The organism is Salinibacterium sp. G-O1 (assembly GCF_030063305.1).
Taxonomy (GTDB): domain Bacteria; phylum Actinomycetota; class Actinomycetes; order Actinomycetales; family Microbacteriaceae; genus Rhodoglobus.
Window position 1 is genome coordinate 872,755 of the sequence record NZ_JASISV010000002.1, and the last position, 25,198, is coordinate 897,952.

The 25,198-nt window shown below is 65.3% G+C and carries 25 protein-coding genes; 11 read left to right on the top strand and 14 right to left on the bottom strand.

The annotated features are described in order from the left end of the window. Positions 1-61: 61 nt before the first annotated feature. The 4 genes from QMG83_RS10650 to rplS form a co-directional block, all read right to left on the bottom strand. Complete coding sequence (locus QMG83_RS10650; RefSeq protein ID WP_283505336.1) at positions 62-385, bottom strand: DUF2469 family protein; 324 nt, start codon at positions 383-385, stop codon at positions 62-64. Between the two features lie 12 nt (positions 386-397). Then, complete coding sequence (rnhB, locus tag QMG83_RS10655; RefSeq protein WP_283505337.1) at positions 398-1,066, bottom strand: ribonuclease HII; 669 nt, start codon at positions 1,064-1,066, stop codon at positions 398-400. Beyond that, positions 1,066-1,824, bottom strand: coding sequence for a signal peptidase I (gene lepB / locus QMG83_RS10660; RefSeq protein WP_283505338.1), 759 nt, complete (start codon positions 1,822-1,824; stop codon positions 1,066-1,068). The genes rnhB and lepB overlap by 1 nt, the downstream gene beginning before the upstream one ends. A 94-nt stretch (positions 1,825-1,918) precedes the next feature. Next, a complete protein-coding gene (rplS, locus tag QMG83_RS10665; protein ID WP_097061393.1) occupies positions 1,919-2,266 on the bottom strand; it encodes a 50S ribosomal protein L19 in 348 nt (115 codons plus the stop codon). A gap of 198 nt (positions 2,267-2,464) precedes the next feature. Between rplS and map the strand changes: the two genes are divergently transcribed. Continuing rightward, a complete protein-coding gene (gene map / locus QMG83_RS10670; protein WP_283505339.1) occupies positions 2,465-3,232 on the top strand; it encodes a type I methionyl aminopeptidase in 768 nt (255 codons plus the stop codon). A gap of 14 nt (positions 3,233-3,246) precedes the next feature. Here map and trmD read toward each other — a convergent pair whose 3' ends face one another. From trmD to ffh, 7 genes are all read right to left on the bottom strand, one after another. Then, positions 3,247-3,924, bottom strand: a complete 678-nt coding sequence (gene trmD, locus QMG83_RS10675) for a tRNA (guanosine(37)-N1)-methyltransferase TrmD (RefSeq protein ID WP_283505340.1) — start codon at positions 3,922-3,924, stop codon at positions 3,247-3,249. A 5-nt stretch (positions 3,925-3,929) separates the two neighbouring features. Beyond that, positions 3,930-4,544 carry a ribosome maturation factor RimM gene (gene rimM, locus QMG83_RS10680; RefSeq protein ID WP_283505564.1) on the bottom strand — a complete coding sequence of 205 codons (615 nt, stop codon included), beginning with the start codon at positions 4,542-4,544 and terminating at the stop codon, positions 3,930-3,932. A 63-nt stretch (positions 4,545-4,607) separates the two neighbouring features. After that, a complete protein-coding gene (locus QMG83_RS10685; protein ID WP_199279322.1) occupies positions 4,608-4,844 on the bottom strand; it encodes an RNA-binding protein in 237 nt (78 codons plus the stop codon). Between the two features lie 2 nt (positions 4,845-4,846). Beyond that, positions 4,847-5,329 (bottom strand): 30S ribosomal protein S16, encoded by a 483-nt coding sequence (gene rpsP / locus QMG83_RS10690; protein ID WP_283505341.1) that lies wholly within the window; start codon positions 5,327-5,329, stop codon positions 4,847-4,849. A gap of 129 nt (positions 5,330-5,458) precedes the next feature. Continuing rightward, the gene (locus tag QMG83_RS10695; RefSeq protein ID WP_283505342.1) at positions 5,459-6,415 is read right to left on the bottom strand and encodes a DMT family transporter; all 957 of its coding nucleotides are present in this window, start codon (positions 6,413-6,415) and stop codon (positions 5,459-5,461) included. Between the two features lie 86 nt (positions 6,416-6,501). Further along, complete coding sequence (locus tag QMG83_RS10700; protein WP_283505343.1) at positions 6,502-7,296, bottom strand: LLM class F420-dependent oxidoreductase; 795 nt, start codon at positions 7,294-7,296, stop codon at positions 6,502-6,504. Between the two features lie 19 nt (positions 7,297-7,315). Continuing rightward, positions 7,316-8,860, bottom strand: a complete 1,545-nt coding sequence (gene ffh, locus QMG83_RS10705; RefSeq protein WP_283505344.1) for a signal recognition particle protein — start codon at positions 8,858-8,860, stop codon at positions 7,316-7,318. Positions 8,861-8,904: 44 nt separating this feature from the next. On the opposite strand from ffh, the gene QMG83_RS10710 reads away from it, so the two are divergent. Further along, positions 8,905-9,792 carry an LLM class flavin-dependent oxidoreductase gene (locus QMG83_RS10710; protein ID WP_283505345.1) on the top strand — a complete coding sequence of 296 codons (888 nt, stop codon included), beginning with the start codon at positions 8,905-8,907 and terminating at the stop codon, positions 9,790-9,792. Between the two features lie 4 nt (positions 9,793-9,796). Next, positions 9,797-10,315: a gamma carbonic anhydrase family protein gene (locus QMG83_RS10715; RefSeq protein ID WP_283505346.1), complete on the top strand. Its 519-nt coding sequence runs from the start codon at positions 9,797-9,799 to the stop codon at positions 10,313-10,315. Between the two features lie 44 nt (positions 10,316-10,359). Here QMG83_RS10715 and ftsY read toward each other — a convergent pair whose 3' ends face one another. Next, positions 10,360-11,229 carry a signal recognition particle-docking protein FtsY gene (gene ftsY, locus QMG83_RS10720; protein ID WP_283505347.1) on the bottom strand — a complete coding sequence of 290 codons (870 nt, stop codon included), beginning with the start codon at positions 11,227-11,229 and terminating at the stop codon, positions 10,360-10,362. 84 nt (positions 11,230-11,313) lie between these two features. On the opposite strand from ftsY, the gene QMG83_RS10725 reads away from it, so the two are divergent. After that, complete coding sequence (locus QMG83_RS10725) at positions 11,314-12,129, top strand: META domain-containing protein (RefSeq protein ID WP_283505348.1); 816 nt, start codon at positions 11,314-11,316, stop codon at positions 12,127-12,129. A gap of 60 nt (positions 12,130-12,189) precedes the next feature. Beyond that, on the top strand, positions 12,190-12,759 hold the full coding sequence (locus tag QMG83_RS10730) for a histidine phosphatase family protein (RefSeq protein ID WP_283505349.1): 570 nt from the start codon (positions 12,190-12,192) through the stop codon (positions 12,757-12,759). On the opposite strand, the gene smc is transcribed toward QMG83_RS10730, so the two are convergent. Beyond that, positions 12,756-16,364, bottom strand: coding sequence for a chromosome segregation protein SMC (gene smc / locus QMG83_RS10735; protein ID WP_283505350.1), 3,609 nt, complete (start codon positions 16,362-16,364; stop codon positions 12,756-12,758). The two genes, QMG83_RS10730 and smc, sit on opposite strands and share 4 nt — an antisense overlap. A gap of 450 nt (positions 16,365-16,814) precedes the next feature. Between smc and QMG83_RS10740 the strand changes: the two genes are divergently transcribed. The 6 genes from QMG83_RS10740 (at position 16,815) to QMG83_RS10765 (ending at position 24,177) form a co-directional block, all read left to right on the top strand. Next, the gene (locus tag QMG83_RS10740) at positions 16,815-18,785 is read left to right on the top strand and encodes a beta-galactosidase (protein ID WP_283505565.1); all 1,971 of its coding nucleotides are present in this window, start codon (positions 16,815-16,817) and stop codon (positions 18,783-18,785) included. Between the two features lie 123 nt (positions 18,786-18,908). After that, positions 18,909-21,386, top strand: a complete 2,478-nt coding sequence (locus tag QMG83_RS10745; RefSeq protein WP_283505351.1) for an OmpL47-type beta-barrel domain-containing protein — start codon at positions 18,909-18,911, stop codon at positions 21,384-21,386. Positions 21,387-21,578: 192 nt separating this feature from the next. Next, positions 21,579-22,649, top strand: coding sequence for a GNAT family N-acetyltransferase (locus QMG83_RS10750; RefSeq protein ID WP_283505352.1), 1,071 nt, complete (start codon positions 21,579-21,581; stop codon positions 22,647-22,649). A gap of 35 nt (positions 22,650-22,684) precedes the next feature. After that, on the top strand, positions 22,685-23,152 hold the full coding sequence (locus tag QMG83_RS10755; protein ID WP_283505353.1) for a DUF4279 domain-containing protein: 468 nt from the start codon (positions 22,685-22,687) through the stop codon (positions 23,150-23,152). A 215-nt stretch (positions 23,153-23,367) separates the two neighbouring features. Next, complete coding sequence (locus QMG83_RS10760) at positions 23,368-23,490, top strand: hypothetical protein (protein WP_283505354.1); 123 nt, start codon at positions 23,368-23,370, stop codon at positions 23,488-23,490. 246 nt (positions 23,491-23,736) lie between these two features. Next, entirely contained in the window at positions 23,737-24,177 is a 441-nt protein-coding gene (locus QMG83_RS10765; protein WP_283505355.1) for a hypothetical protein, read from the top strand. On the opposite strand, the gene mutM is transcribed toward QMG83_RS10765, so the two are convergent. Next, positions 24,174-25,196, bottom strand: a complete 1,023-nt coding sequence (gene mutM, locus QMG83_RS10770) for a bifunctional DNA-formamidopyrimidine glycosylase/DNA-(apurinic or apyrimidinic site) lyase (protein ID WP_283505356.1) — start codon at positions 25,194-25,196, stop codon at positions 24,174-24,176. The two genes, QMG83_RS10765 and mutM, sit on opposite strands and share 4 nt — an antisense overlap. Between the last annotated feature and the right edge of the window lie 2 nt (positions 25,197-25,198).

Consider the following 25,198-nt stretch of genomic DNA (forward strand, 5'->3'; position numbering starts at 1 on the left):
CGTGACCGACGCGAGACGGATCGGGGCACAACGCCCGCGGCAATCGCCTGTGGAGGAGTCGCTACTCGTCGAGCGCGAGTTCCTTCGGCAGCTCGAGCTCTTTCGCGGATAATTCTTCGACGTTCACGTCTTTGAAGGTGAGCACACGCACGCTCTTCACGAAGCGGTCTGAGCGGTAGACGTCCCACACCCAGACGTCGTTCATGGTCAGCTCGAAGTAGAAGTCGTGCTCGGTATCCTGGCGCACAAGCTCGACCTCGTTGGCGAGGTAGAACCGGCGCTCGGTCTCGACGACGTAGCGGAACTGGCCAACCACATCGCGGTACTCCTTGTACAGCGCAAGCTCGACCTCACGGTCGTAGTCTTCGAACTCGTCTTCATCCATGCTGCGTCGAGTCTAATCGCTCGAAGCGGCGGGGCTGGAGCTTCTGTCATGGAGCCACGTGTGCCGGTGAAGATCGGTCGCGCCGAGGCTCGCAATGGCCGCGAAATGCTCCGCGGATCCGTAGCCCTTGTTGCCCTTCCAGCCGTACCCCGGCGTGGTCTCGTCTGCGGCAATCATCAGAGCGTCGCGGTGCACCTTCGAGATCACGGATGCCGCGGCCACCGACGCGCAGTCGCGGTCGGCCTTGACCTGGGTCCGTACCCGCAGCGGCGTCGAGAGTGCCGGCGTCAGCCAGTCGAACGACCCGTCGAGCAGCACCACGCAATCGAGAATGGATGCCCCGCTCTCATGCAGCGCGGCCAGCGCTCGTTTGCCCGCCAGCCCGAGGGCCGCCATGATGCCAAAGGCGTCGACCTCCGAGGCTGTTGCGAGGCCAACGGCGGAGTGCAGCGACCAGTCAGCGGCGAGCGGAGCCAGGCTCTCTCGCCGCTTCTCGCTGAGCATCTTCGAGTCTCTGAGGCCGACCGGCTGCGCGCCGACGCCGGGGCCGACCACTGACATCCCGACCGCGACGGGGCCGGCGATGGCACCGCGCCCGACCTCATCACAGCCGATCACGAACCTGGCACCGCTGCCATGCAGCTCGCGCTCGAGATCGAGCGTCGGGTCAGCGACGACCATTACGGTGCAGCGATGCCGCTGCCGACATCGCGGAACGTCACGGGGTAGTTGTCGAGCCATGTCCAGCGATCGACGGGCCAGCTGATGAGAAGGGCACGACCGACGAGGTTGCTGATCGGCACGAAGCCGCCGGTCGGATCGTCGCGGTGGTACGCGGAGTCTGCCGAGTTGTAACGGTTGTCCCCCATCACCCAGAGTTTTCCCTCGGGCACCGTGACCTCGAAGTCGTCGCGCGTGGCCTTGCTGATTCCGTTCGGCAGCAGAATGTACGGCTCTTCGAGCGGCACGCCGTTGACGGTGATCTGGCCGAAATCGTTGCAGCACTTCACGACATCGCCGGGCAGGCCGATGACCCGCTTGATGAGGTGATCGTTGCTGTCTGGTGCGCTCAGCCCGACGAAGCCGAGCACGGCATCCACCGCGCCCACGAAACCGTTGACGGGAATTTCGGAGCTGGGGGGCAGCCAGTTGCCGGGATCGCGGAACACCACGACATCTCCGCGCTCGATGGGGATGAGCACCGGTTCGAGCTGGTTGACGATGATGCGGTCCTGCTGGATGAGCGTGCTGTTCATCGAGTCTGACGGGATGTAGAACGACCGGATCAGGAAAGTCTTGATCAGGAACGAGATCAGAAGCGCCGCAATGAAGATGACCAGGATGTCGCGGACGAAGATCTTCCATCCACGGCCACGGCCGCGGCGCGGCCGCATTTGGTCGGAACCGTCGGCGACGGCCCCCTGCACTTCACTTGTCATTAAACCCCTGAGCTCCCAGCAAGCATATGTTGCCGGGAGCTCAGGAAATGCTCACATCGCACTCGACAGCAGCGCTGTCGGGCGATGTTCAGTTTTAGAAGTCGCGCTTCTCTTTGATCTTCGCCTTCTTGCCGCGAAGAGCGCGGAGGTAGTACAGCTTGGCGCGGCGAACGTCACCGCGGGTGACGATCTCAATGTGGTCGATCACCGGGGAATGAACCGGGAACGTACGCTCGACACCGATCTGGAAGCTGACCTTGCGAACGCAGAACGTTTCGCGAACGCCCTCGCCGGAGCGGCCGATAACGACACCCTGGAAGACCTGGATACGAGCGCGCGTGCCTTCGATGATGTTGACGTGCACCTTGACGTTGTCACCGGCGCGGAAGTCCGGGATGTTGTCTTTCAGTGACGGTGCATCGACTGCGTCGAGAATATGCATGGAGTTTTCGCTCTCTGCGCCCGCCACAGGTCGAACGCGTGTTCAGGTGTTAAGAATGGAGTGTGTGCCCGTTGAATCTCAGACGAGAACCAACCGAAACCCCTGTGGCAGAGCCGGATGTGGGCACGAACGATCATTCTCGCACAGTTGACGACCATGCTGCTACTCCACAGGGTCGCACGCCGTATCATCGAGCGGGTGATTGAATTACGCACCCCCGCCGAAATTGACCAGATGCGCGCCGCCGGCAGGTTTGTCGCGAGCGTACTCGAAGCCACAGCCGCGGCATCCACCGTCGGCACGAACCTGCTCACGATCGACAAGCTCGCGCACGACATGATCCGCAAGGTTGGCGCCGAGAGCTGCTACATCGACTACCACCCGTCGTTTGGGGCCTCCCCCTTCGGCAAGGTCATCTGCACCTCGGTCAACGACGGAGCCCTGCATGGCCTCCCCCACGACTACAAGCTTCGCGACGGCGACCTGCTGTCGCTTGACTTCGCCGCATCCGTCGACGGTTGGGTGGCAGACTCGGCGATCAGCTTCGTGGTGGGTACGGCCAGGGCCGAAGACACCGCCATCATCGACACCACCTCGCGAGCGCTGGATGCCGGCATCGCTGCGGCCGTTGTCGGCAACAGGATCGGCGACATCTCGGCGGCCATCGGTGCCGTTGCGCAGGCGGACGGCTACAGCGTCAACACCGATTTCGGTGGCCACGGCGTCGGTCGCACCATGCATGGCGACCCGCACATTCCCAACAACGGTCGCGCCGGTCGCGGGTTGCCCCTGCGCGCGGGGCTGGTGTTTGCCATTGAGCCATGGCTCATGATCGGCACCGACCGCATCTACACGGACGCCGACGGGTGGACGTTGCGCAGCGAAGATGGCTCCAGGGCGGCACACGCCGAGCACACCGTCGCAATCACCGAGAACGGCCCCATCGTTCTCACCGCGCGCCGGTAACGGCGCACAGCGTCCTACGGGAGAAGGTCGGGGCGGACTCTGCGGGTGCGTTCTACCTGCTGTTCGTGGCGCCACGCGGCGATCGCGCCGTGGTTACCACTGAGCAACACGGGCGGAACCTCGAGCTCGCGCCAGGTCGCCGGCTTGGTGTAGCTGGGATATTCGAGCAGCCCGCCCTCGTGGCTCTCCTCGTCGAGGCTGGCGGCGTTGCCGATCACACCGGGCACCAGGCGACCGATCGCCTCGATCATCGCCATGACGGCAACCTCGCCGCCGTTCAGCACGTAGTCGCCGAGGCTGATCTCGCGAACTCGCGCCTTCGATCTCGTGTGGTCGATGACTCGCTGGTCGATGCCCTCGTAGCGACCACAGCCGAACACCAGTCGAGGTTCGAGGGCCAGTTCGCGCGCCGTCGCCTGGGTGAAGACCTCGCCCGCGGGTGAGGGAAAAATGACGACGGATGTCTCGTCGACGACCGAATCGAGAGCCTCACCCCACGGCTCCGGCCGCATCACCATGCCGGCTCCCCCGCCGTACGGGGTGTCATCCACCGTCCGATGCCTGTCGTGGGTGAAGTCGCGCAGGTTGTGAACGTCGACGTCGATCAGCCCGGACTGGCGCGCCTTGCCGAGCAGGGAGACATCGAGCACCCCGAAAAATTCAGGAAAGATCGTGACAATGTCGATCTTCACGGGTGTTACTCCGCGCCGGAGGATGTCTCGCCGGGCGCGTCGCCCGTCTCGTCGGCGATCTCTTCGAAGAGGCCGAGCGGGGGCGTGACGGTCATGGTGCCAGCATCGATGTCGACCGACGCGACGATCGCCTTGACGAACGGCACGAGAACATCGCCGGTGGGCGTATCGACGGTGATGAGGTCCTGAGCCGGGAAGTGGTCGATCTTCGAGATCGTTCCGACCTTCGCGCCGTCCCTGATCACCGTGAGCCCGACGAGCTGGTGGTCGAACCACGCATCCTCTTCGTCAGACTTCTCGGCGGGGTCGTGTTCGATCCACAGGATCGCCTTGATCAGGGTTTCGGCCGTCGAACGGTCGAGAATGCCCTTGAAGAAAGCGACGGGCTGGGCGTTGTAGAACTTGAGCTCGATGAGCTCGAGAGTCTTGCCGTGCCAGTCGGAACTGCTGGGCACCTGCAGGGAGAACACGGCGCCCGGAACGAAACGTCGTTCCGGGGCATCCGTGTACAACTCAACCTTGATGGCACCCTTGAGGCCATGCGCCTTCGTCAGGCGACCGACTCTCAATTGCGATTTACTCGGTCGCGCGCTGTTCTGCTCAGCGCCGGAATTCGGCACCTCGCTGTCGAGCGACTTCGTCTTTTTCGCTGGGGTTACTTTGTGCTCTGACACCGTGACTGACTAAGCGTCGGTGTCGACCACGTCGACGCGCACGCGCTGGCCGTCGGCGAGAGCCGAAACCAGGGTGCGGAGCGCCTTCGCGGTGCGGCCTGCGCGCCCGATCACACGGCCGAGGTCTTCGGGGTGCACGCGCACTTCGAGGACATCACCGCGCTGCGAGCTTTTTGCGACGACCTGAACCTGGTCAGGGTGATCGACGATCCCCTTGACCAGGTGTTCGAGAGCAGGAGCGAGCATTGTTAGGACTTGTCGGCGTCGGCCGCGGCGGCGGGCGCCTCGGTGGCCTCGGCAGCAGGAGCGTCAGCGGTCGACTCGTCGGCTGCTGGGGTCTCGTCGGCAGCGACGGGAGCCTCAACCTTTTCGACGGGCTTCTCGGCCTTGGGCTTGAGAACCGGCTTCTTCTTCTCGTCAGCCTGGAACACAGCCTTGGCTTCCTTGGTCTTCACGGTGCTGACAGCGTTCTTGTCGCCCTTGAAGATTCCCCAGTCGCCGGTGAGCTTGAGGATGGCCTCGACCTGCGGGCTCGGCTGTGCGCCAACACCCAACCAGTACTGCGCACGCTCGGAGTCGACCTCGATGAACGAAGGCTCTTCGGTGGGGTGGTACTTGCCGATTTCCTCGATCGAGCGGCCATCGCGCTTGTTGCGCGAGTCAGCCACAACGATGCGGTAGTACGGTGCACGGATCTTGCCCATGCGCTTGAGACGAATCTTTACAGCCACAATTCTCCTGAATTAAATGTTATTGGTGGCGAACCGCTAGCCGTGAGCGTGGGGGCACACTCGGCACAAAAGCTCTGATGGATTCCACTCGCGCCGATTAGAGGGTCGGGCTGCGAAGGACTCGACTCGCTATTCTGCCATGGTTTTGTCCGGATCGGTAACGGGTACCGCCGCCGGGGCCTTCCTGGGGCGTCGACGCGACAACGCGACACCCACGAGACAGACCGTACCGCCCACAATTGCCAGCGGTGGCGGCACCTCACCGAAGACGATGAGCCCGAAGGTGATCACCAGGGGCGGCACCAGATACGTGGTGATTCCGAGCTGGCCCGCGGGCATCCTGGACAGCGCGTACCCCCAGGTGCTGAAGGCGACGGCCGTGGGCACGGCCCCGAGATAGAGCACGCCGAGAATGGCGCTGGTTGGGGCATCCTGCACCTCTCGCAGCAGGTCGCCGGTGAACGGCAGGCACGCGACCATGCCGATGACGCACCCAAGCCAGGTGACCTGAGCGTTCGGAATGCGCCTCAGCGTGGGCTTCTGCAGCAGCACACCGATGGCGTAGGCGAGGGCAGCGGCCAGGCACCAGAGCACCCCGGTGCCGTCGCCGAAGCGCACACCCCCGTCGTTCGACGCCGCTGAACCGATGCCAATCAGGATGACGCCGACGAGCGCGACCCCGGCCCCGATGGCGAGCCACTTCGGAATGCCCTCACGCAGGAAGACGCCAGCGCCGAGGGCAACGAGGATCGGCCCGATGTTGACCAGCATCGAGGTGGTGCCAGCGTCGAGGGTGTGTTCGGCGATGTTGAGGGCGACGTTGTATGCCCCGAACCACAGCACCCCGAAGCCCGTGATCTGCAGCCACTCGCGGGCGGACGGCCTCACCCACCTGCCGCGGAGCAGCACGACCACTCCCAGCAGCACGGCCCCGACCACCAGTCGGCCGAGCGCAAGCGCACCCCCGGAGATGAACTCGCCGGTGCCACGGATCACGATGAAGGCGCTGGCCCACGCGAGCACGGTCACCACAATGGCGACGATCACGCCGCGGCCCGGCCCTGCCGAGGTGTTGTCGATACTCACCTCGTCAGGCTAGCCTCAACCGCCGACCGCTCAGCGCGCCGAGGAACACGATGGCCGAAAGCCGCCGAGCGCTGGCAGTAACGCGCTCAGCGGTTCTGGGCGTCGCGCCAGGCCAGCCAGCGTTTCACGGCAGCCAGGTCGTAGTCGGGGCCCGAGATGTTCAGGGTGAACAGGGTAACGCCGTGTGCCCTCATGGCGTCGGCAGCTGCCTCGTCGGCGCCCCTCAATTCGTTGGAAATCTCGATCTCACTGACGTCGCGACCGACCGCGGCACCGTGCTCGGCAAGAATCCCGAGCTTGCGCTCGAGGTCGTGCGGGGCCGTGAAGCTGTGCCAAATATCGGCGTGCTGTGCCACGATCCGCAGGGTCTTCTTCTCGCCGCCACCGCCGATCAGCACGGGAATCTTGCGCGTGGGGGCGGGGTTGAGGGCGGCCCAGCGCTGCTCGATTCTTGGCATGGCCTCGGCGAGGGCATCCAACCGCTGAACCGCCGTGCCGAACTCGTAGCCGTACTCGTCGTAGTCGCGCTCGAACCAGCCGGAGCCTGTGCCGAAAATGAATCGCCCCGTGCCGGTGTCGCCCGCACTGATGTGGTCGATCGTTCGAGCCATGTCGGCCTGCAGGTCGGCGTTTCGGTAGCTGTTGCAGTTCACGAGCGTTCCGAGCTGCACCCGGCTGGTGAGCTCGGCCCAGGAGGCGAGCTCGGTCCACGCCTCGAAATGCAGCCCGTCCGGGTCGCCGCTGAGCGGAAAGAAATGATCCCAGTTGAACAGGATGTCGACGCCAAGCTGCTCGAGTTCCTGCACTACGGCGCGGATCTTCGGGTATTCGGCGTGCTGGGGTGCAACCTGCACACCCAGGCGAACAGGTCGAGTCGTCATACCTTCAGACTATGGCCGATCAGCGGCCGAGAAATTTCTGGAGGCTGGCGAGTTCTTCTTCGCTCGGGCCACCGGGCGTGGAACCCAGACCAAAACCGGAGCCCGCTGCCGCCGCCGGCTTTGGCGCAGCCAATGCAGCGTTCTCGGCAGCGCGCTTTGCCGGGTTACCCGACTTCGAGCCCTTTTTCTTCTGCTGTTGCTTCGCCCCACCGAACTTCTGGCCGGGAATCGGGCCCATGCCCGGAATCTGCGGCGTGCCACCGCGGGCAACGGTCTTCATCATCTTCGCCGCCTGCTCGAAGCGGTTGACGAGAGCGTTGACCTCGGTGACGGTCGTGCCGGAACCACGCGCGATACGAACACGGCGTGAACCATTGAGAAGCTTCGGAACCCGGCGCTCCTGCAGGGTCATCGACTGGATGATCGCCTCGGTGCGGGTGATCTCGGACTCGTCGAAGTTCTCGAGCTGGTCGCGCATACCCTTCGCGCCAGGCAGCATCCCGAGCATGCTCTTAATCGAGCCCATGTTCTTGAGTTGCTGCATCTGGGCGAGGAAATCCTCGAGGGTGAAAGTGTCTGTCGCGAACTTCTCCGCGACCTTGCGCGACTCCTCCTCGTCGAAATTCTTCTGCGCCTGCTCGATGAGGGTGAGGATGTCACCGAGATCCAGGATGCGGCTTGCCATGCGATCGGGGTGGAACGGCTCGAAGTCGTCCAGCGACTCCCCCGTGCTGGCGAAGAGGATCGGGCGACCCGTGACGCTCGCGACGGATAGCGCGGCACCGCCCCTGGCGTCACCGTCGAGCTTGGAGAGCACGACACCCGTGAAGTCGACACCGTCCTGGAAGGCGCGAGCGGTGGTGACGGCATCCTGACCGATCATGGCGTCGATGACGAAGAGAACCTCGTCGGGATCGACCGCCTTACGGATGTTGGCGGCCTGCTTCATCAGCTCGGCGTCGACACCGAGACGGCCGGCCGTATCGACGATGACCACGTCGTACTGCTTACGGTTGGCCTCCTTGAGGGCGTCCTTGGCGACCCGAACCGGATCACCCTTGCCATTGCCAGGCTCGGGAGCGTAGACGGCGACCCCAGCCTGCTCGCCCACCACCTGCAGCTGCGTGACGGCGTTTGGGCGCTGGAGGTCGGCCGCGACCAGCATCGGGGTGTGACCCTCGGACTTGAGCCACTTCGCGAGCTTGCCGGCGAGCGTGGTCTTACCAGCACCCTGAAGGCCGGCGAGCATGATGACCGTGGGGCCAGACTTGGCGAACTGGATGCGACGGGTCTCGCCACCGAGGATCGTCACCAGCTCGTCGTTGACGATCTGCACCACCTGCTGGGCGGGGTTCAGCGACTTCGAAACCTCATCGCCCAGAGCGCGGTCGCGCACGCGGCCCGTGAATTCTTTGACGACTTCGAGCGCAACGTCGGCGTCGAGCAGCGCGCGGCGGATCTCGCGGACCGTTCCGTCGATATCTGCGGGGCTGAGCTTGCCCTTGCCGCGCAGGTTCTTGAACGTATCGGCGAGACGATCAGTGAGGTTTCCGAAAAGTGCCATGGTGCAGCCAGTTTAACTGCTGCCGAGCACCCTAGGCTCGCCACATGCGCTTCGGTATCGTCATCCTTCCCCAGGAACCATGGGCCAGTGCCCGCCGCACCTGGGCTGACGCGGAATCCCTGGGCTTCGACCACGCCTGGACCTATGACCACTTGTCGTGGCGCAGCCTCGCCGACGAGCCATGGGGCGCGACGATTCCGACACTCGTCGCGGCCGCCACTGTCACGTCGACCATCCGCATCGGCACGTTCGTCTCCTCGCCTAACTTTCGACATCCCGTGACCTTCGCCAAGGATGTCGCAACGCTCGACGACATCGCCGGCGGCCGTGTGTTGCTGGGAATCGGGTCGGGCGGAACCGGCTTCGACGCCTTTGTACTCGGCCAACCCGAGCTCACCCCGGGCCAACGGCACGCACGCTTCGTTGAGTTCGTCGACGGGCTCGACGAACTGCTGCGCTTCGAGGTGCCGGGGTCGGGCGGAATCACCCGCCACGGCGAGTGGTTCGAGGCCGTGAACGCGCGGATGGTCGGGATGCCCGCGCAGAAGCCGCGGGTGCCCTTCGTGATCGCCGCCAACGGGCCGAAAGGCCTCGGGGTGGTCGCGAAGCACGCCCAGGGTTGGGCGACCACCGGGCCGGACGGCCTCGTCGGTCAGCAGTGGTGGTCGGGCGTCGCCGCCCTCGCACGCCGGCTGGATGCTACGGCCGATGCTGCTGGCCGGGACCCGGCCACGATCGACCGGTACCTGTCTCTCGATTCGGGCGGCCAGTTCGCGCTGGAAAGCGTGGGCGCCTTCGAAGAACTGGTCGGCCGCGCCACCGAGCTCGGCTTCACCGACGTCATTACTCACTGGCCGCGCGCCGCTGGCATATACGCCGGCACAGAGAGCGTGCTGCACGAGGTCGCATCACGGCTCCCCTCGCTACGCTGAAGCCATGCCTCTTATCGTTCCGTTCAACGGCAACACACCCGCGATCGACACGTCAGCCTGGGTCGCCCCTAACGCCACGCTCATCGGCGCTGTGACGCTCGCCGCCGGTGCGAGCGCGTTCTTCGGCACCGTGCTGCGAGCCGACAGCAACACCATCACGATCGGCGAGCGAACCAACCTCCAGGACAACGTGGTGGTACACGTCGACGGTGACGCTCCCCTCCGCATCGGCTCGGGAGTGAGCGTCGGCCACAGCGCGGTCGTGCACGGCTGCACGATCGAGGACGACTGTCTCATCGGCATGAACTCGACCGTACTGAGCCACGCCGTCATTGGCGCTGGCTCGCTCGTGGCTGCTGGCGCGGTCGTGCTCGAAGGCACAGTCGTGCCGCCAGGCTCACTCGTGGCAGGCGTACCCGCGAAGGTGCGGCGTGAGCTCACGGACGACGAGCGCGCAGGTATTAGGGCCAACGGCGACCACTACGCGGCTCTCTCACAGCGCTACGCGGTCGACGGGGTCTAACCCGTGCACCACAGCGAGCGCACTGTCGGCGTCGCGCTTCCGGGCTAGCCGACCAGCCCCTGCACGAACACGTGCGGGGTGAAGCCCGTCAGGTCGCCGATGCCCTCACCCTGGCCGACCAGTTTGATCGGGATGCCCGTCTTCTCCTGCACCGCAAGCACGAAGCCGCCCTTGGCCGAGCCGTCGAGTTTGGTCAGCACGAGCCCGGTAACACCGGCGTGCTCGATGAAGGCCTGCGCCTGTGATAGACCGTTCTGTCCAGTGGTCGCGTCGAGGACGAGCAGCACCTCGGCGATCTCGGTCTGCTTTTCGACGACGCGGCGGATCTTGCCGAGCTCGTCCATCAGCCCGCTCTTGGTCTGAAGCCGGCCCGCCGTGTCGATCAGCACGATCTCGATGCCCTCGCGCTGGGCGCGCTCCACGGTTTGGAAGGCGACGGATGCCGGATCCTGCCCCTGCTGCTGCGGGCGCACGATCTCGGCTCCCCCGCGTTCGGCCCACGTCGCCAGTTGTTCGACGGCGGCCGCCCTGAAGGTGTCTGCAGCACCGACGACGACCGTGCGGCCGTAGTTGGTGAGGAACTTCGCGAACTTCCCGATGGTCGTCGTCTTGCCCACGCCATTGACCCCGACGACCAGCACGACGGCCGGGCGGTTGCTCAGGTGCAGGGTCGGGTCGAGCTTCGCGAGGCGTTCCTCGAGGGTCTCGCGCAGCATCCTTTTGAGGTCTGCCGGATCTGTCGTGCGGAACTTCGCGACGCTCGCGCGCAGCTCATCGACGACCGACTCGGTGATGTCCGGCCCGAAATCGGCGGAGATGAGCGCATCCTCGAGGTCATCCCACGTGGTGTCGTCGATGGTGGGGCGAGCGAACATGCCCTTGAGTGCGCTGGAGAGGGACCACGGTGATGCCATCCTGCAAGGGTATAGCGGGGTGGACGTGAGCGTTGCACAGAACGATGGGTAGCGCATCCGGTGGCGCGTTGTCATGCTTGGGTCATGTTCGGGAGACTGCTCGCCACCGTTGCCGCTGTCGCGCTCATCTCCGGCTGCACGAGCTCAACCCCGCCCCCAGAGGTGGAAAGCGAAGGGTCGCCGGCGGTCGGGCTCGTGGGCCTGTGGCGAGTGGCAGGCGCCGAGGGTGAAACGGCAAACACCTGGCTGCGTCTCACCGCGGGCGAATTCCAGCTCTCGCGAGACTGCGGCATCATTTCGGGATCCTGGCGCGGAGCAGGCGGCCTCATGCTCGCATCGGTCTACGGCGCCAGTGGGCTGTGCGCCAGCGCCTCGCTGCCCGAGGTGCCCTGGTTGGAGTCAGCGGAGGGCTACGCACCCACCGAGGGCGGGTGGGAGTTGACGGATGCCGCGGGCTCACCCGTCGCAGAACTCATCATCGACGGCGCACCTGACCTCCTCCCTGACGGGGCCGAGTTTTTCGCCCAGCCCCCGGAGGTCACGGACGAAACCCGCGCGTATTTCGCCGACGCCGTGCCGTTGCCGGCAGACCTCGCCGTGGGCTCGATCGCAGGGCGGTGGTTGCCGGAGGGTGTCAGCGTATCCACGGGAGCCAAGGTCGACTTTGCAGTCGACGGGACGTGGACGGGGTCAGACGGGTGCAACGTCAGCGGAGGTCGCTGGGCTGCCGGATCCGGTGGCGGATTTCTCGCGTCATCCGGACTCTCCACCCTGATGGCGTGTGACGGTGCCCCGGTGCCGGGCTGGGTGTCGCAGGCGCAGCTCGCGGGTCTCGACGGCGAGGTTTTGGTGCTGCTCGACCGCGGCGGGGTTGAGCTCGGGCGGCTCGTGAAGGCCTAGCCTTGCTGCGTCGCAGTTGTGCCGATCTGGGAGACTGGGTGTTCACCCCGGGGAGAAACAGTGACATACGCCTTCATCCGTCATGGCCAGACCGACTGGAACCGCGACGGGCTCTTTCAGGGCTCGAGCGACATCCCGCTCAATGATGTCGGCCGCCAGCAGGCCCTGGATGCCGCGGCCACCCTGCGCGATTCCCCCTGGACGGCGATCGTGTCGTCGGGGCTGCAGCGCGCGCGCGAAACCGCCGAGATCATCGCCGGGGAGCTGGGCATCGAGCTCGGCCCCGCCTACCCGAAGCTCGCCGAGCGCGACTACGGAGAGCTTGAGGGCACCTCAGCCGACGCAGCCATCGCACGCTGGCCGTCCCGTGAATACCCTGGCGCCGAAAACATCGCGTCGGTGGTCGAACGTGGCCGCGCCGGAGTGGCGCGCATCGCCGCCGACTACCCCGGACAGGACGTCGTCATCGTGTGCCACGGCACGATCATCCGGTACACGCTCTCTGATTTCGCCGGGCGCAAGGTCGATGGGATCCTCAACGGTTCGATCTCGACGTTCAGGCTCGACGGAGATCACTGGAACGTGCTGAGCGTCAACGGGCAGGCGCTCGCCGTCGCCGATCGAATCTAGCTCGCCGCAGCAGCCACCCGCTGGCCGACGACAGCACTGATGCCGTCGGCGCGCATGCTCACGCCGTACAGGGCGTCCGCGATCTCCATGGTGCGCTTCTGGTGCGTGATGACGATGAGCTGGGATGTCTCGCGCAGGTCCTGGAAGATGGTGAGCAGCCGCCCGAGGTTGGCGTCGTCGAGCGCAGCCTCGACCTCATCCATGATGTAGAACGGGCTGGGGCGCGCCTTGAAGATCGCGATCAGCAGCGCCACAGCGGCCAGGGATCGCTCGCCACCGCTGAGCAGCGACAGTCGCTCGATCTTCTTGCCCGCCGGCTTCACGCTGACCTCGATGCCGGTCGTGAGCAGGTTGTCTGGATCGGTCAGCTGGATGCTGCCGGTGCCACCGGGGAACAGGATCGGGAAGACCTCGTTGAAGGCGACGCGGGTGTCTTCGAACGCTGAGCCGAAGATGTCCTGCATCTTCTCGTCGATCTCGTCGATGATCGTGAGCAGGTCTTTGCGGGTGTTCGTGAGGTCGGTGAGCTGCTCGGTGAGGAACTTGTGGCGCTGCTCCAGCGCCTCGAACTCCTCGAGCGCGAGCGGGTTCACGCGGCCGAGCTGAGCGAGCTTGCGTTCGGCCGCAGCCAGGCGCGCCTGCTGCTCGATGCGCACGAACGGCTTCCCGGGCGCCGCTTCCTCCTCCGCCACCACCTTCCGAAATGACGGAGTTGAGGGTGAATCCGAGTCGGCATCGCCCGGATTCCCGGGCGCGGCATCCGCAGGTTCCGTCATTTCGGAAGGTGCGGAGGGCGCGTTGTCGTCCGGGATGGGCACCTGCGGGCCGTACTCGGCGACGAGCACGTCCTCGACGAGCCCGAGCTCCTCGCCGGAGCGTTCGAGCAGTGTCGACAGGTGCAGCTTCTTCTCGTAGATCTGCATCTCGAGTCCGTGCACGTTCTCGCTGATCGCGAACAACCGCTCGCGAAGCGAACCCTCCTCGCGACGCAGCTTCGCCAGTTCCTCGTTCTGGGCCGATCGTTCTGACTCGCGCGCGGCGAGCTGAACTCGCGCCTCCGATACCGAACGGTCTGCGGCGTCGAGCACGGTGGGAAGCGCCGCGATGACCTCAGTGGCCGCCGCGACCTGCCGTTGCCGGATGACCGTAAGTCGCGCCTGCTCCTCGGCGGCGGCGCGCTCGGCGATGAGCTGCGCGGCGAGAGCCTCTGCCCTGGCCCGCTCGGCCCTGACCCGCTCCCGGATAGTCTCCAGCTGGATGCGCAGCTCAAGCTCTGCGGCACGCGCCGCCTCCACCTCGCCGAGCACGCCCTCGCGGGCCGAAACGTCGAGCATGGGCCGCGGGGTGGATGCGTAGTCGTCGTGGGCGGCGCTCGCGCGCTCCACGGCGGATTCGGCATCCTGAACCTTCTCGGCTGTCACCTCGAGGCCGTAAGAGAGTCGATCCCACTCGGCCTGGGCAGCATCGAGCTGGATGCGGAACCGGGCCAGCTGCTCGGACTGCGCGGCGAGGGCGGCGTCGTGCTCTCGCAGGGTGGTGAGTGCCGTGGATGCCTCGTTTTTGGCGGTCTCGAGCGCGCCCCGCCGCTCGGCCAGGGCGAATCTCGTGCGCTCGATCTGGGTGGTGACAACCTCAAGTTTCGCGGCTGCAGCATCACGCTCGGCGACAAGCTCGAGCCTCGAACGCTTCGCTCCGGAACCGCCCCGCAGCACGTATTGCGTGAGGACGTCACCCGCGCGCGTGACGACCGTGGCATCTGTGATGTCGGCGAAGGCGGCGCGCGCCACCTCCAGGTCGTCGGCGACGTAGACGCCGGCCAGCAGCCCGAGCACACCGTTCGGTGCCGTCACAACCTCGACGGCGGCACGCACCCCCGGCAGCTTTCGTGGCGGCGCTGCGTCCGCGGTCGCCGCGAGCACCACCTCGACACGACCGAAGTCTTTGGCTGCGGAATGCTCGAGAGCCGAGAATGCGCTCTCCGCATCATCCGCCAGCACGGCGTCGGCGAGGGAGCCGAGAGCCGCGGCGATGGCCGCCTCGAACCCGGGCTCGATCTTGACATGTTCGGCGACGAGGCCGCGGATGCCGGCCAACTTCGCGCCAACCAGCGCACTGGAGCCGTCTTTCTGATCGACGGCGAGCGACAGCGCCGAGTTGCGTGCGGCGAGCGCATCGCGTTCCCGCTCGGCCGCGTGCAGCTCGTCGCGGAGGGTCTCGATCTCGCCCTGGGTCTGTGCCACCAGCGATTCGGCTGCCTCATACGCGGCGTCGAGCGAGCCGTCACCCTCCTCGGCCGTCGTTGCCGTCGATTCGAGGGCGTCGAACTGGGTGCGCGAGGCATCCCGACGCTGCTCGGCCTGTTCGAGGGCGTTCTGCTGACGCAGCAGCTCACCGCGGGCGGCGGCCAGGGTGGAGCGTGCGACATCCACACGGGACGCGAGCCCGGCGAGCTCGAGTTCGTGGCGCGAAACGAGTGCGCTTTGGGCCGAGATCTCTTCATCCAGCGAATCCAGGGACGCCTTTGCCGTGGCTGACGCTGCCGCGGCGATGCCCACCGCTACCTCAGCATCCGCGACACCGGCAGCAAGCCGCTTCGCCTCATCCTGAGCCTCGACCACCGAAGCCTGGCTGACGGAGTTGCCCAGCGACGGCCCATCGCCCTGCTGGCCAAGCAGCGCCAGCCGCTGGTTCGCGAGCGTGTACAGGTTTCGCAGACGCTCCTGCGCAGACTCGAGGCCGAAAGCGGTGCGGCGGGCGAGGTCCACGGCGTCGCCGACCTGCGCGTGCTCCAGCCGGCTCTCGCGCAGCTTCGCCTGGTCGAGCTGCTCCTGCAGCACGATGCGCTCGGTCTTGCGCTCAGACTCACTGCGGCTGAAGTCGGTGATCGCGGCGCGAAGCTCGACCACCTCGTCCGCCAGAAGCCTGGCTCGGGCATCCCGAACGATCGAAGCAATGGATGCCGCCTGCTTCGCGATCTCCGCCTGATGCCCCAGTGGCTTCAGCTGGCGCCTGATCTCGCCGGCGAGGTCAGAAAGGCGCAGGAGGTTGGCCTGCATGGCGTCGAGCTTGCGAATGGTCTTCTCTTTGCGGCGGCGATGCTTCAGGATGCCGGCGGCCTCCTCGATGAAACCGCGCCGTTCCTCGGGGCTGGCCCGCAGCACAGCGTCGAGCTGGCCCTGGCCGACGATGACGTGCATCTCGCGGCCGAGGCCGCTGTCGCTCAGCAGCTCCTGCACGTCGAGCAGGCGGCACTGGTCGCCGTTGATCGCGTACTCGCTTCCGCCATTACGGAACAGCGTGCGGCTGATCGTGACCTCGGTGTACTCGATCGGCAGTGCGCCGTCGGAGTTGTCGATGGTGAGGATGACCTCGGCCCGACCGAGCGGGCCTTTCGTCGCCGTCCCCGCGAAGATGACGTCCTCCATCTTGCCGCCGCGGAGGGTCTTGGCGCCCTGCTCCCCCATGACCCAAGCGAGGGCATCCACCACATTGGACTTGCCGGAGCCGTTCGGGCCCACCACACACGTCACGCCCTGTTCGAACGCGAAAGTGGTCGGCTGCGCGAAAGACTTGAACCCCTTCAGGGTCAGGCTCTTCAGGTACAAGACGCCGCCCTTTCTGTGGTCTCGGATGCTGGGTATACGGTACCGGAACGCCGGCCGCTCCCCGTGCAGGCGGGGCCGACGCCGCCAGCAGATGCTCCACGCCGTCCAACCTTCGGAAATTCAGGAAATGCGGTGCGGCAGACGAGATCGCCGCGGTGCTTCCGGCAGTCACTGCGCGGTGCGCGGCGGACTTCCTGAATTTCCGAAGGCGGTCAAACGCGGCTGACATCGTGCGGTGTAAACGGTTGCCTGCGGGGAGCACGGGACAACGATATTCCCGGCTTGCTTGACAGGGTTGAGAAGCGCTCGATAATCTGTGCACGTTCCCAGACATTGGCGTCGAACCCCCTTTTTCGCCAATTCTGTGCACGTTCACAGAATTGCAAAGGAGCCTTCGTGAACATCCCCCGCACCGGACCCGTCACGTCGGTCAGTTCCCTCACCAACGGGATGGTATTTGGCTGCGACTACAACCCGGAGCAGTGGGGTTCCGACGTCTGGCGGGATGACGTCCGGTTGATGCGCGACGCGGGAATCGGCCTGGTCGCGCTTAACATCTTCGGTTGGTCGAACATTCAGCCCCGAGAGGGCGAGTTCGATTTCGCGGACCTCGACGAGATCATCGATCTTCTCCACGCGAATAATATCCGCGTGAACCTCGGAACCGGCACCGCGTCGGCCCCGCCGTGGCTGAGCACGGCGCATCCCGAGATCCTTCCCATGGCGGAAGACGGCACGACGCGGTATCCGGGCGGACGGCAGGCATGGTGCCCGAGTTCGCCAGTCTTCCGGGAGTACGCCCTCCACCTCGTCGAGGCCGTGGCATCCCGCTATGGCGCGCATCCCGCCGTTGCGCTGTGGCACGTCTCGAACGAGCTCGGGTGCCACAACGCTCTCTGCTACGACGACGACAGTGCTGTCGCGTTTCGCACGTGGCTCCGTCATCGCTATGACACCATCGACGCCCTCAACGAGGCGTGGGGCACCTCCTTCTGGAGCCAGAGGTACGGCGCCTGGGACGAGATTCTCCCGCCCCGCGCAGCCCTTTCGTTGCGCAATCCCGCCCAGCGCCTCGATTTTCAGCGATTCAGTTCAGACGAACTTCTCGACTACTACCGCAGCGAGTGCGCGGTGATCCGCCGCCACAGCGCCGCCCCGGTGACCACCAACTTCATGGTGACCGCCCACATTCGAAACCTCGACTACTGGACGTGGGTCGACGACGTCGATCTCGTTGCGAATGACCACTACCTCGACCATCGACTGCCCAACCCGACCGCCGAGTTGTCGTTCGCCGCCGATCTGACACGCGGGCTGGCCAAAGGCGAGCCCTGGCTGCTCATGGAGAGCAGTGCTGGAGCAGTCAACTGGCAGCCACACAACCTGCCGAAGCAGCCCGGCGAGATGACCCGCAACTCGGTGTCACATATCGCGCGTGGTGCCGACGGCGTGTGTTTCTTCCAATGGCGCGCGTCGCCACAGGGTGCGGAAAAATTCCACTCCGCTCTCATCCCACACGCGGGAACGGATAGCGAGGTCTGGCGGGAAACTGTCGCGCTTGGGCGCCTGATGACTGACCTTGCCGAAGTCGCCGGCACCCGCGTCGAGTCTCACGTCGCGATCCTCTTCAGTTGGGAGGCGTGGTGGGCAGCCGACGGCGAAGCTCGTCCCAGCCAGGCGGTTAACTATCTTCAGCAGGTTCATGCGGTGTACAGCGCACTGCGAGAGCTCGGTGTCACCGTCGACGTCGTGTCGCCCTCAGCTTCACTCGACGGCTACCGACTGGCAGTGGTCCCGAGCCTCCACCTCGTCTCTGACGATGATGCGACGCGACTCACGTCGTGGGTCGAGGCTGGCGGGCACGCTGTCGTCACCTTCAACAGCGGCATCGTCGATGACTGCGACCGCGTCCGCCTTGGCGGCTATCCGGGCGCGTTCCGGGACATGCTCGGTGTGAGGGTTGAGGAATTCGTGCCGGTCCTCCCAGGCGACGTCGTCCATCTCGACAGCGGAGCGACCGCTGGGCTCTGGACCGAGCGCCTCACACTGACCACGGCCGACGCGATCTCGCGGTACACCGACGGCCCCGTGCCCGGGCTGCCAGCCGTGACTCGCAACATGTTTGGTGCCGGCGAGGCACGCTACATCGCCACAGCCCTCGACGAGACCGCGCTGCGTGAGCAGTTTCGCGTGGCGCTCGTGGAGGCGAATGTCGCGATTCGTGCGCTCGGTGGTTCGGGCGCAGTGGAGGTCGTTCGGCGGGCGTCGGCTGATCGCTCGTACGTGTTTGTGATCAACAACTCGAGCGAGGAGGTCACGATCCCCGTCGTGGGGCATGACCTCGTCACCAAGGTGGACATTTCGCAATTCCTCCGTGTGCCGGCAGGCGCGGCGCGAATCGTCCGGGAGACAGCGGCATGAACGCGCCCACCACCCTCCTCATCAGGATTCCCCTGATCACCCCCGCGGTCACCGTGACCGCGGTAGCACATCGGTCTGCGTCGTCCGTTATCGATGCACTACATGGAAGGAAGTACGTGTCGCATGAATGATCATCAGAATATCCGGATACGACGATCCCGAAAGATGCTCGCGCTGGCGCTCAGCGCGCTGGTGGCATCCGCGGGTTTGGTCAGCGTGGCCGCGCCAGCTGCCGCCGACAATCCTGTCAGCATCAACGTCGACCTTGAGGGAACATGGAAGTTCATCAAGGGAGACAACCCCGCGTACGCGACCCCCGCGTTCGACGACAGCGCCTGGCTGGACCTCACCGTCCCGGAGGACGGCGCGCAGTGGGCCTCCTACAACGGCTACGGCTGGTACCGGCTCAAGTTCACCCTTCCGACCGAGGCTGCAGGAACCAACCTGGTCGCATCGCTCGGCTTCATTGACGACGCCGACGAGGCATACCTCAACGGCGTGAAGATCGGCAGCTCTGGTCGATTCTCACCCGCCGACAGCCAGTGGTTCGAGAAGCGCCTGTACACCGTGCCCGGGAACGTTCCGGTCTTTGGCGGCGAAAACGTGATCGCCATCAAGGTTCAGGACCAAAGTGGTGGTGGCGGAATCTACAGGGGCCCGCTCGCCATCTACTCCAAGGACCAGGTGAGGCAGAACGTCTACGAGATCCCAGGGGCGCGCGTGTCAGCCTCGGTCGAGGCACAGGTGCAAGCGGTGCTCGATGTTCAGAAGGCCGCGCTCGCCGCGGGCGACGTGAACGGTTACCTGGCGACCCTCGGCTCGAGCTACGTTCACGACGGCAGGGACGCCGATCGCCGAGCTCGCGAGCTCACCACGTGGATGGCCGCGTCCGGTGGCACACTCACCCTGAGTGACGGGGAGGTCGAGGTGGTCCAGGATGGCAACGGCAACCTCGTCGTCGACACCAACCGATCGATCACCGGCACCAAGAACGGCGCTCCGTTCGAATTCCAGCCGACCGCTCAGACCTTCCTCCAGTTCGACCCCAGCACACTGCTCGAGGTCGGCAACCACTCCAGGTTCTTCCGCGAGAACGTCGAGTCAGTTGTCGAGGGAAACAAGCTGCGCGAGTTCGTCACGTACCTTCCCCCGTCGTACTTTGACGAGCCGAACCGCCAGTACCCGGTGGTGTACATGCTGCACGGCATCAACGGCGGAAGCCGCGAATGGGAGCCGCGCGACATGGACGACAAGCTGGATGCACTGTGGGCCGGTGGCCTCGCCGAGACGATCGTGATCATGCCCGACGGCGAATCGCTGTGGTACGTGGACTCGACGGCCGTGAAGTGGCGGACCATGTTCTACACCGAGATGATGCCCCTGGTGGATGCTGAGTACCGCACACTCGCGGACCCCAGCTTCCGCGGGCTCAGCGGTGTCTCCATGGGAGGCTTCGGCGCCTGGTCGATCGGTCTCGAGAGCCCAGACAAGTTCTCGTCGATCGCGTCCCACATTGGAGCTATCGGCTCCACCCAGGGTGGCAAGCCGCGCCCGTACGACAAGGTCAACACCATGACGACGGAGGAGCTCAGTCACTACGACTTCTTCTTCGACGCATGCGAGTTTGATGAGTACTCATTCGACAACGCCGCACGCACGATGGCCACCCGCCTGACTGCGAAGAACGTTGACTTCACGTGGGCCGTGTATCCGACAGGCACTCACAACGACGCCTGCTGGGTGCCGCACCTGGTCGACTCGTTTGGGGTTCACTCGACGCACTTCCGTGACAGGGGCCTTCAAGAGGACTACGTCGCTCCGGTCATCACGATTGACGATGGTGACGCCGAAGCAACGTCGTTCGGCTGGTACAACGCGCCAGTCGCCCTGACGGTGAACGTCACCGACGAGACGGATGCCGCCCCCACGGTCGAGTACTCGCTCGATGGTGGGTCGTGGACTCCGTACGTCGATGCCGTGACCGTCGGAGAGGGAGAACACACCCTCTCGGTGCGCGCGACAGACGCCGCGGGCAACCAGTCCGAGGCAGCCGTCACGACGAAGGTCGATCTCGGCGCCCCTGTGTCGAGTGCCGTGGTGAGCGGATACAGCCGCACAGTGGTTCTGGACGCCACGGACGCGCTGAGCGGCATCGCCTCCATCGAGTACAAGATCGGTTCCGGAAACTGGACGGTCTACTCCGCCGGCTTCACGCTGGGTAACGGCGCCACGACGGTCACGTTCCGCGCGACCGACAAGGCGGGCAATGTCGGGGTCGCCAACACTGTGGCCGTTCCCGCATTCGCCAGCCTCGAGAAGAGCAAGGTGAAAACCAAGCTCGCGAAAAACAACATCTCGGTTTCCGAGGTGGGTGTCGTCGAGATCACCGTCAAGTCGGATCTGGATGCCGCTGCGGTGGGATCGGTGACCGTCAAGGTCGGCAGCCAGGTGTTGCCAGCCAGCCAGTTGGTGAACGGTGCGACGGTCGTCACACTGCCAAGCCTCCCCGTTGGTACCCACACGATCACGGTGACATACGACGCTTCGTCGTCGCTCACCCTGCTCCCGAGCGAAGACACGATCAAGCTCAAGGTCAAGTAGGCCAACCCTGAGAGCGCGGGTCGCGGCTCTGCTTACGGGCAGAGTCGCGGCCCGCGCATTCGTTTGTGGCCGGTCGGGCAGTCCGAACCGTCGCGGGGCACATTTCGGTCACGGTCTGTCGGAACGCGGTGCCGCGGTAGTAATCTGGTCGGCTGCCTTCCGCCGCATCCAGCCGTGAGGAGAACGACCGCCATGACCGCCTTCACCATCGACGACGTGACGATCCCGGACAACATTTCGGCCACCGACGCGAAGGACTTCATCGACGCCGTCGAGGTCGGCAACACCGTCGAGGCGACCGGCTACGGCACGACGGATCTCAACTACGAGCCAGTTGAAGAACTGCCGCGTTTTCACGACCCTCACCAGCCGTCCCGGATGCTCGTCGCCCGGCTCGGCGGCCGCATCGTCGGCCGTGGGATCTACGAGACGCAGGCCGGGGATCAGGCCGACTCCGCGTGGATCATCGCCGAGGTGCTGCCCGAATTCCGCCGGCAGGGAATCGGCACGGCGCTGTCTGACACGCTCGAGGCGATCGCCGCGTCCGAGGGCAAGAAGAAGGCCCTTGTCTTCACACCGCTCCCGTCGTTGTCCCCGCACCAGCTGCCGTCGCCGACGGGGTTCGGATCGGTCGACGCCGACCACGCCGATACCAAATTTCTGCTGTCGCGCGGCTATCGGCTGGAACAGATCGAGCGCGCGAGCAGGCTCACCCTTCCCGTAGATGGGCTTGCCGCTCTCGTGGCCGATGCCGAACGCAGGAGCGGCGCGGAGTATCTGACGCACTGCTGGGTGGGCCGCACCCCCGAGCGCTGGCTGGAAGGCATCGCTCACCTGTCCACCCGGATGAGCACGGATGCCCCCACGGCCGGCCTTGAGGAACCAGAAGACGTCTGGACCGTTGAGCGTGTCGTCGAGGCCGACGACCGCCACGAGCGGCTGAATCCGCGAACCTATGTCGTGGCCGCCGTCGAGCACCTCCCGAGCGCCCGCCTGGTCGGATTCACGGTGCTGTCCGTTCCGCCGCAGGTCGGCAGGGCCGCCGACCAGTATGCGACCCTCGTGGTTCGGGAGCATCGCGGGCACAGGCTCGGCATGCTGCTGAAGGTCGCGAATCTCGCCCACCTCGAACGAGTTGCGCCGGGGCATCCATCGGTCATCACCTTCAACGCCGAGGAGAACCGCCACATGCTCGACGTCAACGAGGCAGTCGGGTTCGTGCCGATCGCGAGCGAAAGCGCCTGGCGCAAAGATCTCGGATGACCGTCACCGCGCGCGCGGTTAGCTAGGGTTGTCGCGTGGTCATCGACGGAAAAGCGAGTCTCTCGATCAAGAGCCTCACGCACACGGCAGCGGCCGTGACAAAGATCCTCGGCCTCGAGCCGACCGCCACGGCGGAACTGGGCGATCCTGTCGGCCGCGTTCGGCCGGGCTCCGACGGAAAGCCGTCAATGCGCGAGCGCACCCATTCGATCTGGGTGCTCGACTCCCCCGAGACCCTGTCGTCTGAGGAGTCCGACTTCTCCAGCGTGCACGGGCTCATCGACACCCTTCAGACCAAGCGCAAGGCCCTCGAAAAGCTGCGCGAGCACTACTTCGTCGAGATCGCCTGGAACGGCTACTCCGACCGGATGCAGGCCGGATTCCTCATCCCCTCAGACCTGCTCGCGGCGATGGGTGCTCTCGGCATCGACTTCCACGGCCAGGTGTTCTTCAAGCAGACGGGCACGGGCGAGGCCCCGTCCGAGGCCCTGTCAGACGACTAGCGCACCCTCTGGCAGTGGGCGCAGAAGTGCGACCCACGGTTCATGAATGCGGAGTCTCGATCGAGACGGCCGACGGGGTCGCCGTCGGTGACGACATCGACGCTCTCTCAGCGCGAAATCCCGCCAAAACGGGCAGCTACGTCAACACCGCGACTGGTGTATTGCAGTCCCGTAACGAGCCGCGCTACGGTCGCAGGCAGCGATACAGTCAGGCCATGACAAGAATGCGACACTCCCTCGTTTTCGCCGGTTCGCGACGCGGCGAGGCAGCTCTGCCAACGGTGAGCCGCTGGGTCACTGTTACCCCAGCGCCCAACGCCGACCGACGGGACGCGTAGATGTCGCGTTTTCGACTGCCCCTCGCGCTCTCGGCGATCTTGTGTGCGCTCGTACTGGTGGCGTGTTCGGCCTCTCTGGATCCCACATCAACGGCGAGCCCGAACAGTCAGGTCACTCCATCACCCTCGGCGGAGCAAGAGCCCGCAACGGCTGCAAAACTGACGCTGTCGTCGACCTCATTCACGATCGTCAATTCCGATGGAAGCAGAGGAGCCACATTCAGCTTCTTCGATTCTGTAGATCCCGTGGTTGCCGCTCTCACCACGGCCTTCGGATTCGAGCCTGTTCTCACGGATGTACCTGATGTCTCTGAGGGATATCCGTACAGATTCTTCGACTGGGGAAAATTCCGTCTTCACGATGATTCTGCTCAGGCCGAGGCCATAGGGCCGTTGATGTTCAGGTTTTCGGTTGCGACGACAGAGCCTCAGACCGGCGGCGTGATTGTTGAGACGACGGACGGCGTGGTTGTGGGAGACGAAATTGCCAAGGTTTCACAGTTGTATCCGGATGTGACGCCTGAACTTCTTTCGGACGGACAGGAGTACTACAGCTTCGAGACCGATGTCGTTTTCGCCTCCGATGCCGACGGAACCCAAGTCCCATACCGGGTTTTGGTGCGAGCAATTGCCGGCCAGGAGGTTGATTTGATCTTTGCTCCCGATGGAGGACCTGGTCGTTTCTAGCGCACCCTCTGGCAGTGGGCGCAGAAGTGCGACCCACGGTTCATGAATGATTCGCGGATGATCGGCCGACCACATCGCGGGCATGACTCCCCCTGCCGACCGTACGCGTTCAGCGAGTGGGCGAAGTAGCCGGACTGCCCGTTCACATTCAGGTACTGCGCGTCGAAGCTCGTTCCTCCCTCGGCGAGTGCTTTGCGCAGCACGAGGCGCACCTCGGCGAGCAGCAGTTTCGCGCGGGCTCGGCTCAGTGTCCCGGTCGGCTGGTCGTAGTGCACCCGCGCGGCCCACAGCGCCTCATCCGCATAGATGTTGCCGATGCCGCTGATCAGGGTCTGGTCGAGCATCGCCCGCTTGACCGTGGTGTTCTTGCGGGCGAGCCGCGTCAGAAACAGGGCGTCGTTGAACCGCTCATCCAGAGGATCTCGCGCGATGTGCACCACCTTCGATGGCACAGAGTCCCCGCCATCCACGGAGGGCACGAGACCGTCAATGGCCATGGAGCCGAAGATGCGCTGGTCGACAAAGTTGAGCCGTAGCGGCCCGTGCTCGGGATGGCGCAGGTCGACGCGGATTCTCGTGCGCGCGTCATCCGTCGCCGTGTCCCGCAGCAGCACCTGGCCGCTCATGCCGAGGTGAGTCACGAGCGCCTCCGTTGGAAATTCAGGAGATCCGCTCACGCCCGGCGACGGCGGTGCCGCGAACGCGCGGCCCTGCCCGGGTGCAACGGGAGCCGCGTCCGGGATTTCCTGAATTTCCGAAGGGGGTGGGGACGACCGCGGTGGGGGCGGGAGTGCCAGGGGCGACTGCGGCGGGGGCGACAGCGGGATCCACATGAACTTGCCGCGACGCAGGGGCGCGAGCATGGTGCGTCCGGTGAGGCGGTCGATGAAGTCCTCGGCGGGGCCATCGTGGCGGCGCAGGGAGCGCTCATCGAAGACGGTGACGGATTCCACGCGCGCGCCGGTGACGGCGGGCTCGAGTCCCGCGCGCACCACCTCGACTTCGGGCAGCTCGGGCACGG

Bases quoted from the DNA above. Each gene is read 5' to 3' on its own strand.
- QMG83_RS10650 (WP_283505336.1), bottom strand. From the start codon at position 385: ATGGATGAAGACGAGTTCGAAGACTACGACCGTGAGGTCGAGCTTGCG.
- rnhB (WP_283505337.1), bottom strand. From the start codon at position 1,066: ATGGTCGTCGCTGACCCGACGCTCGATCTCGAGCGCGAGCTGCATGGC.
- lepB (WP_283505338.1), bottom strand. From the start codon at position 1,824: ATGACAAGTGAAGTGCAGGGGGCCGTCGCCGACGGTTCCGACCAAATG.
- rplS (WP_097061393.1), bottom strand. From the start codon at position 2,266: ATGCATATTCTCGACGCAGTCGATGCACCGTCACTGAAAGACAACATC.
- QMG83_RS10685 (WP_199279322.1), bottom strand. From the start codon at position 4,844: ATGCTCGCTCCTGCTCTCGAACACCTGGTCAAGGGGATCGTCGATCAC.
- QMG83_RS10700 (WP_283505343.1), bottom strand. From the start codon at position 7,296: ATGACGACTCGACCTGTTCGCCTGGGTGTGCAGGTTGCACCCCAGCAC.
- ffh (WP_283505344.1), bottom strand. From the start codon at position 8,860: ATGGCACTTTTCGGAAACCTCACTGATCGTCTCGCCGATACGTTCAAG.
- QMG83_RS10710 (WP_283505345.1), top strand. From the start codon at position 8,905: ATGCGCTTCGGTATCGTCATCCTTCCCCAGGAACCATGGGCCAGTGCC.
- QMG83_RS10715 (WP_283505346.1), top strand. From the start codon at position 9,797: ATGCCTCTTATCGTTCCGTTCAACGGCAACACACCCGCGATCGACACG.
- ftsY (WP_283505347.1), bottom strand. From the start codon at position 11,229: ATGGCATCACCGTGGTCCCTCTCCAGCGCACTCAAGGGCATGTTCGCT.
- QMG83_RS10725 (WP_283505348.1), top strand. From the start codon at position 11,314: ATGTTCGGGAGACTGCTCGCCACCGTTGCCGCTGTCGCGCTCATCTCC.
- QMG83_RS10740 (WP_283505565.1), top strand. From the start codon at position 16,815: ATGGTATTTGGCTGCGACTACAACCCGGAGCAGTGGGGTTCCGACGTC.
- QMG83_RS10745 (WP_283505351.1), top strand. From the start codon at position 18,909: ATGAATGATCATCAGAATATCCGGATACGACGATCCCGAAAGATGCTC.
- QMG83_RS10750 (WP_283505352.1), top strand. From the start codon at position 21,579: ATGACCGCCTTCACCATCGACGACGTGACGATCCCGGACAACATTTCG.
- QMG83_RS10760 (WP_283505354.1), top strand. From the start codon at position 23,368: ATGACAAGAATGCGACACTCCCTCGTTTTCGCCGGTTCGCGACGCGGC.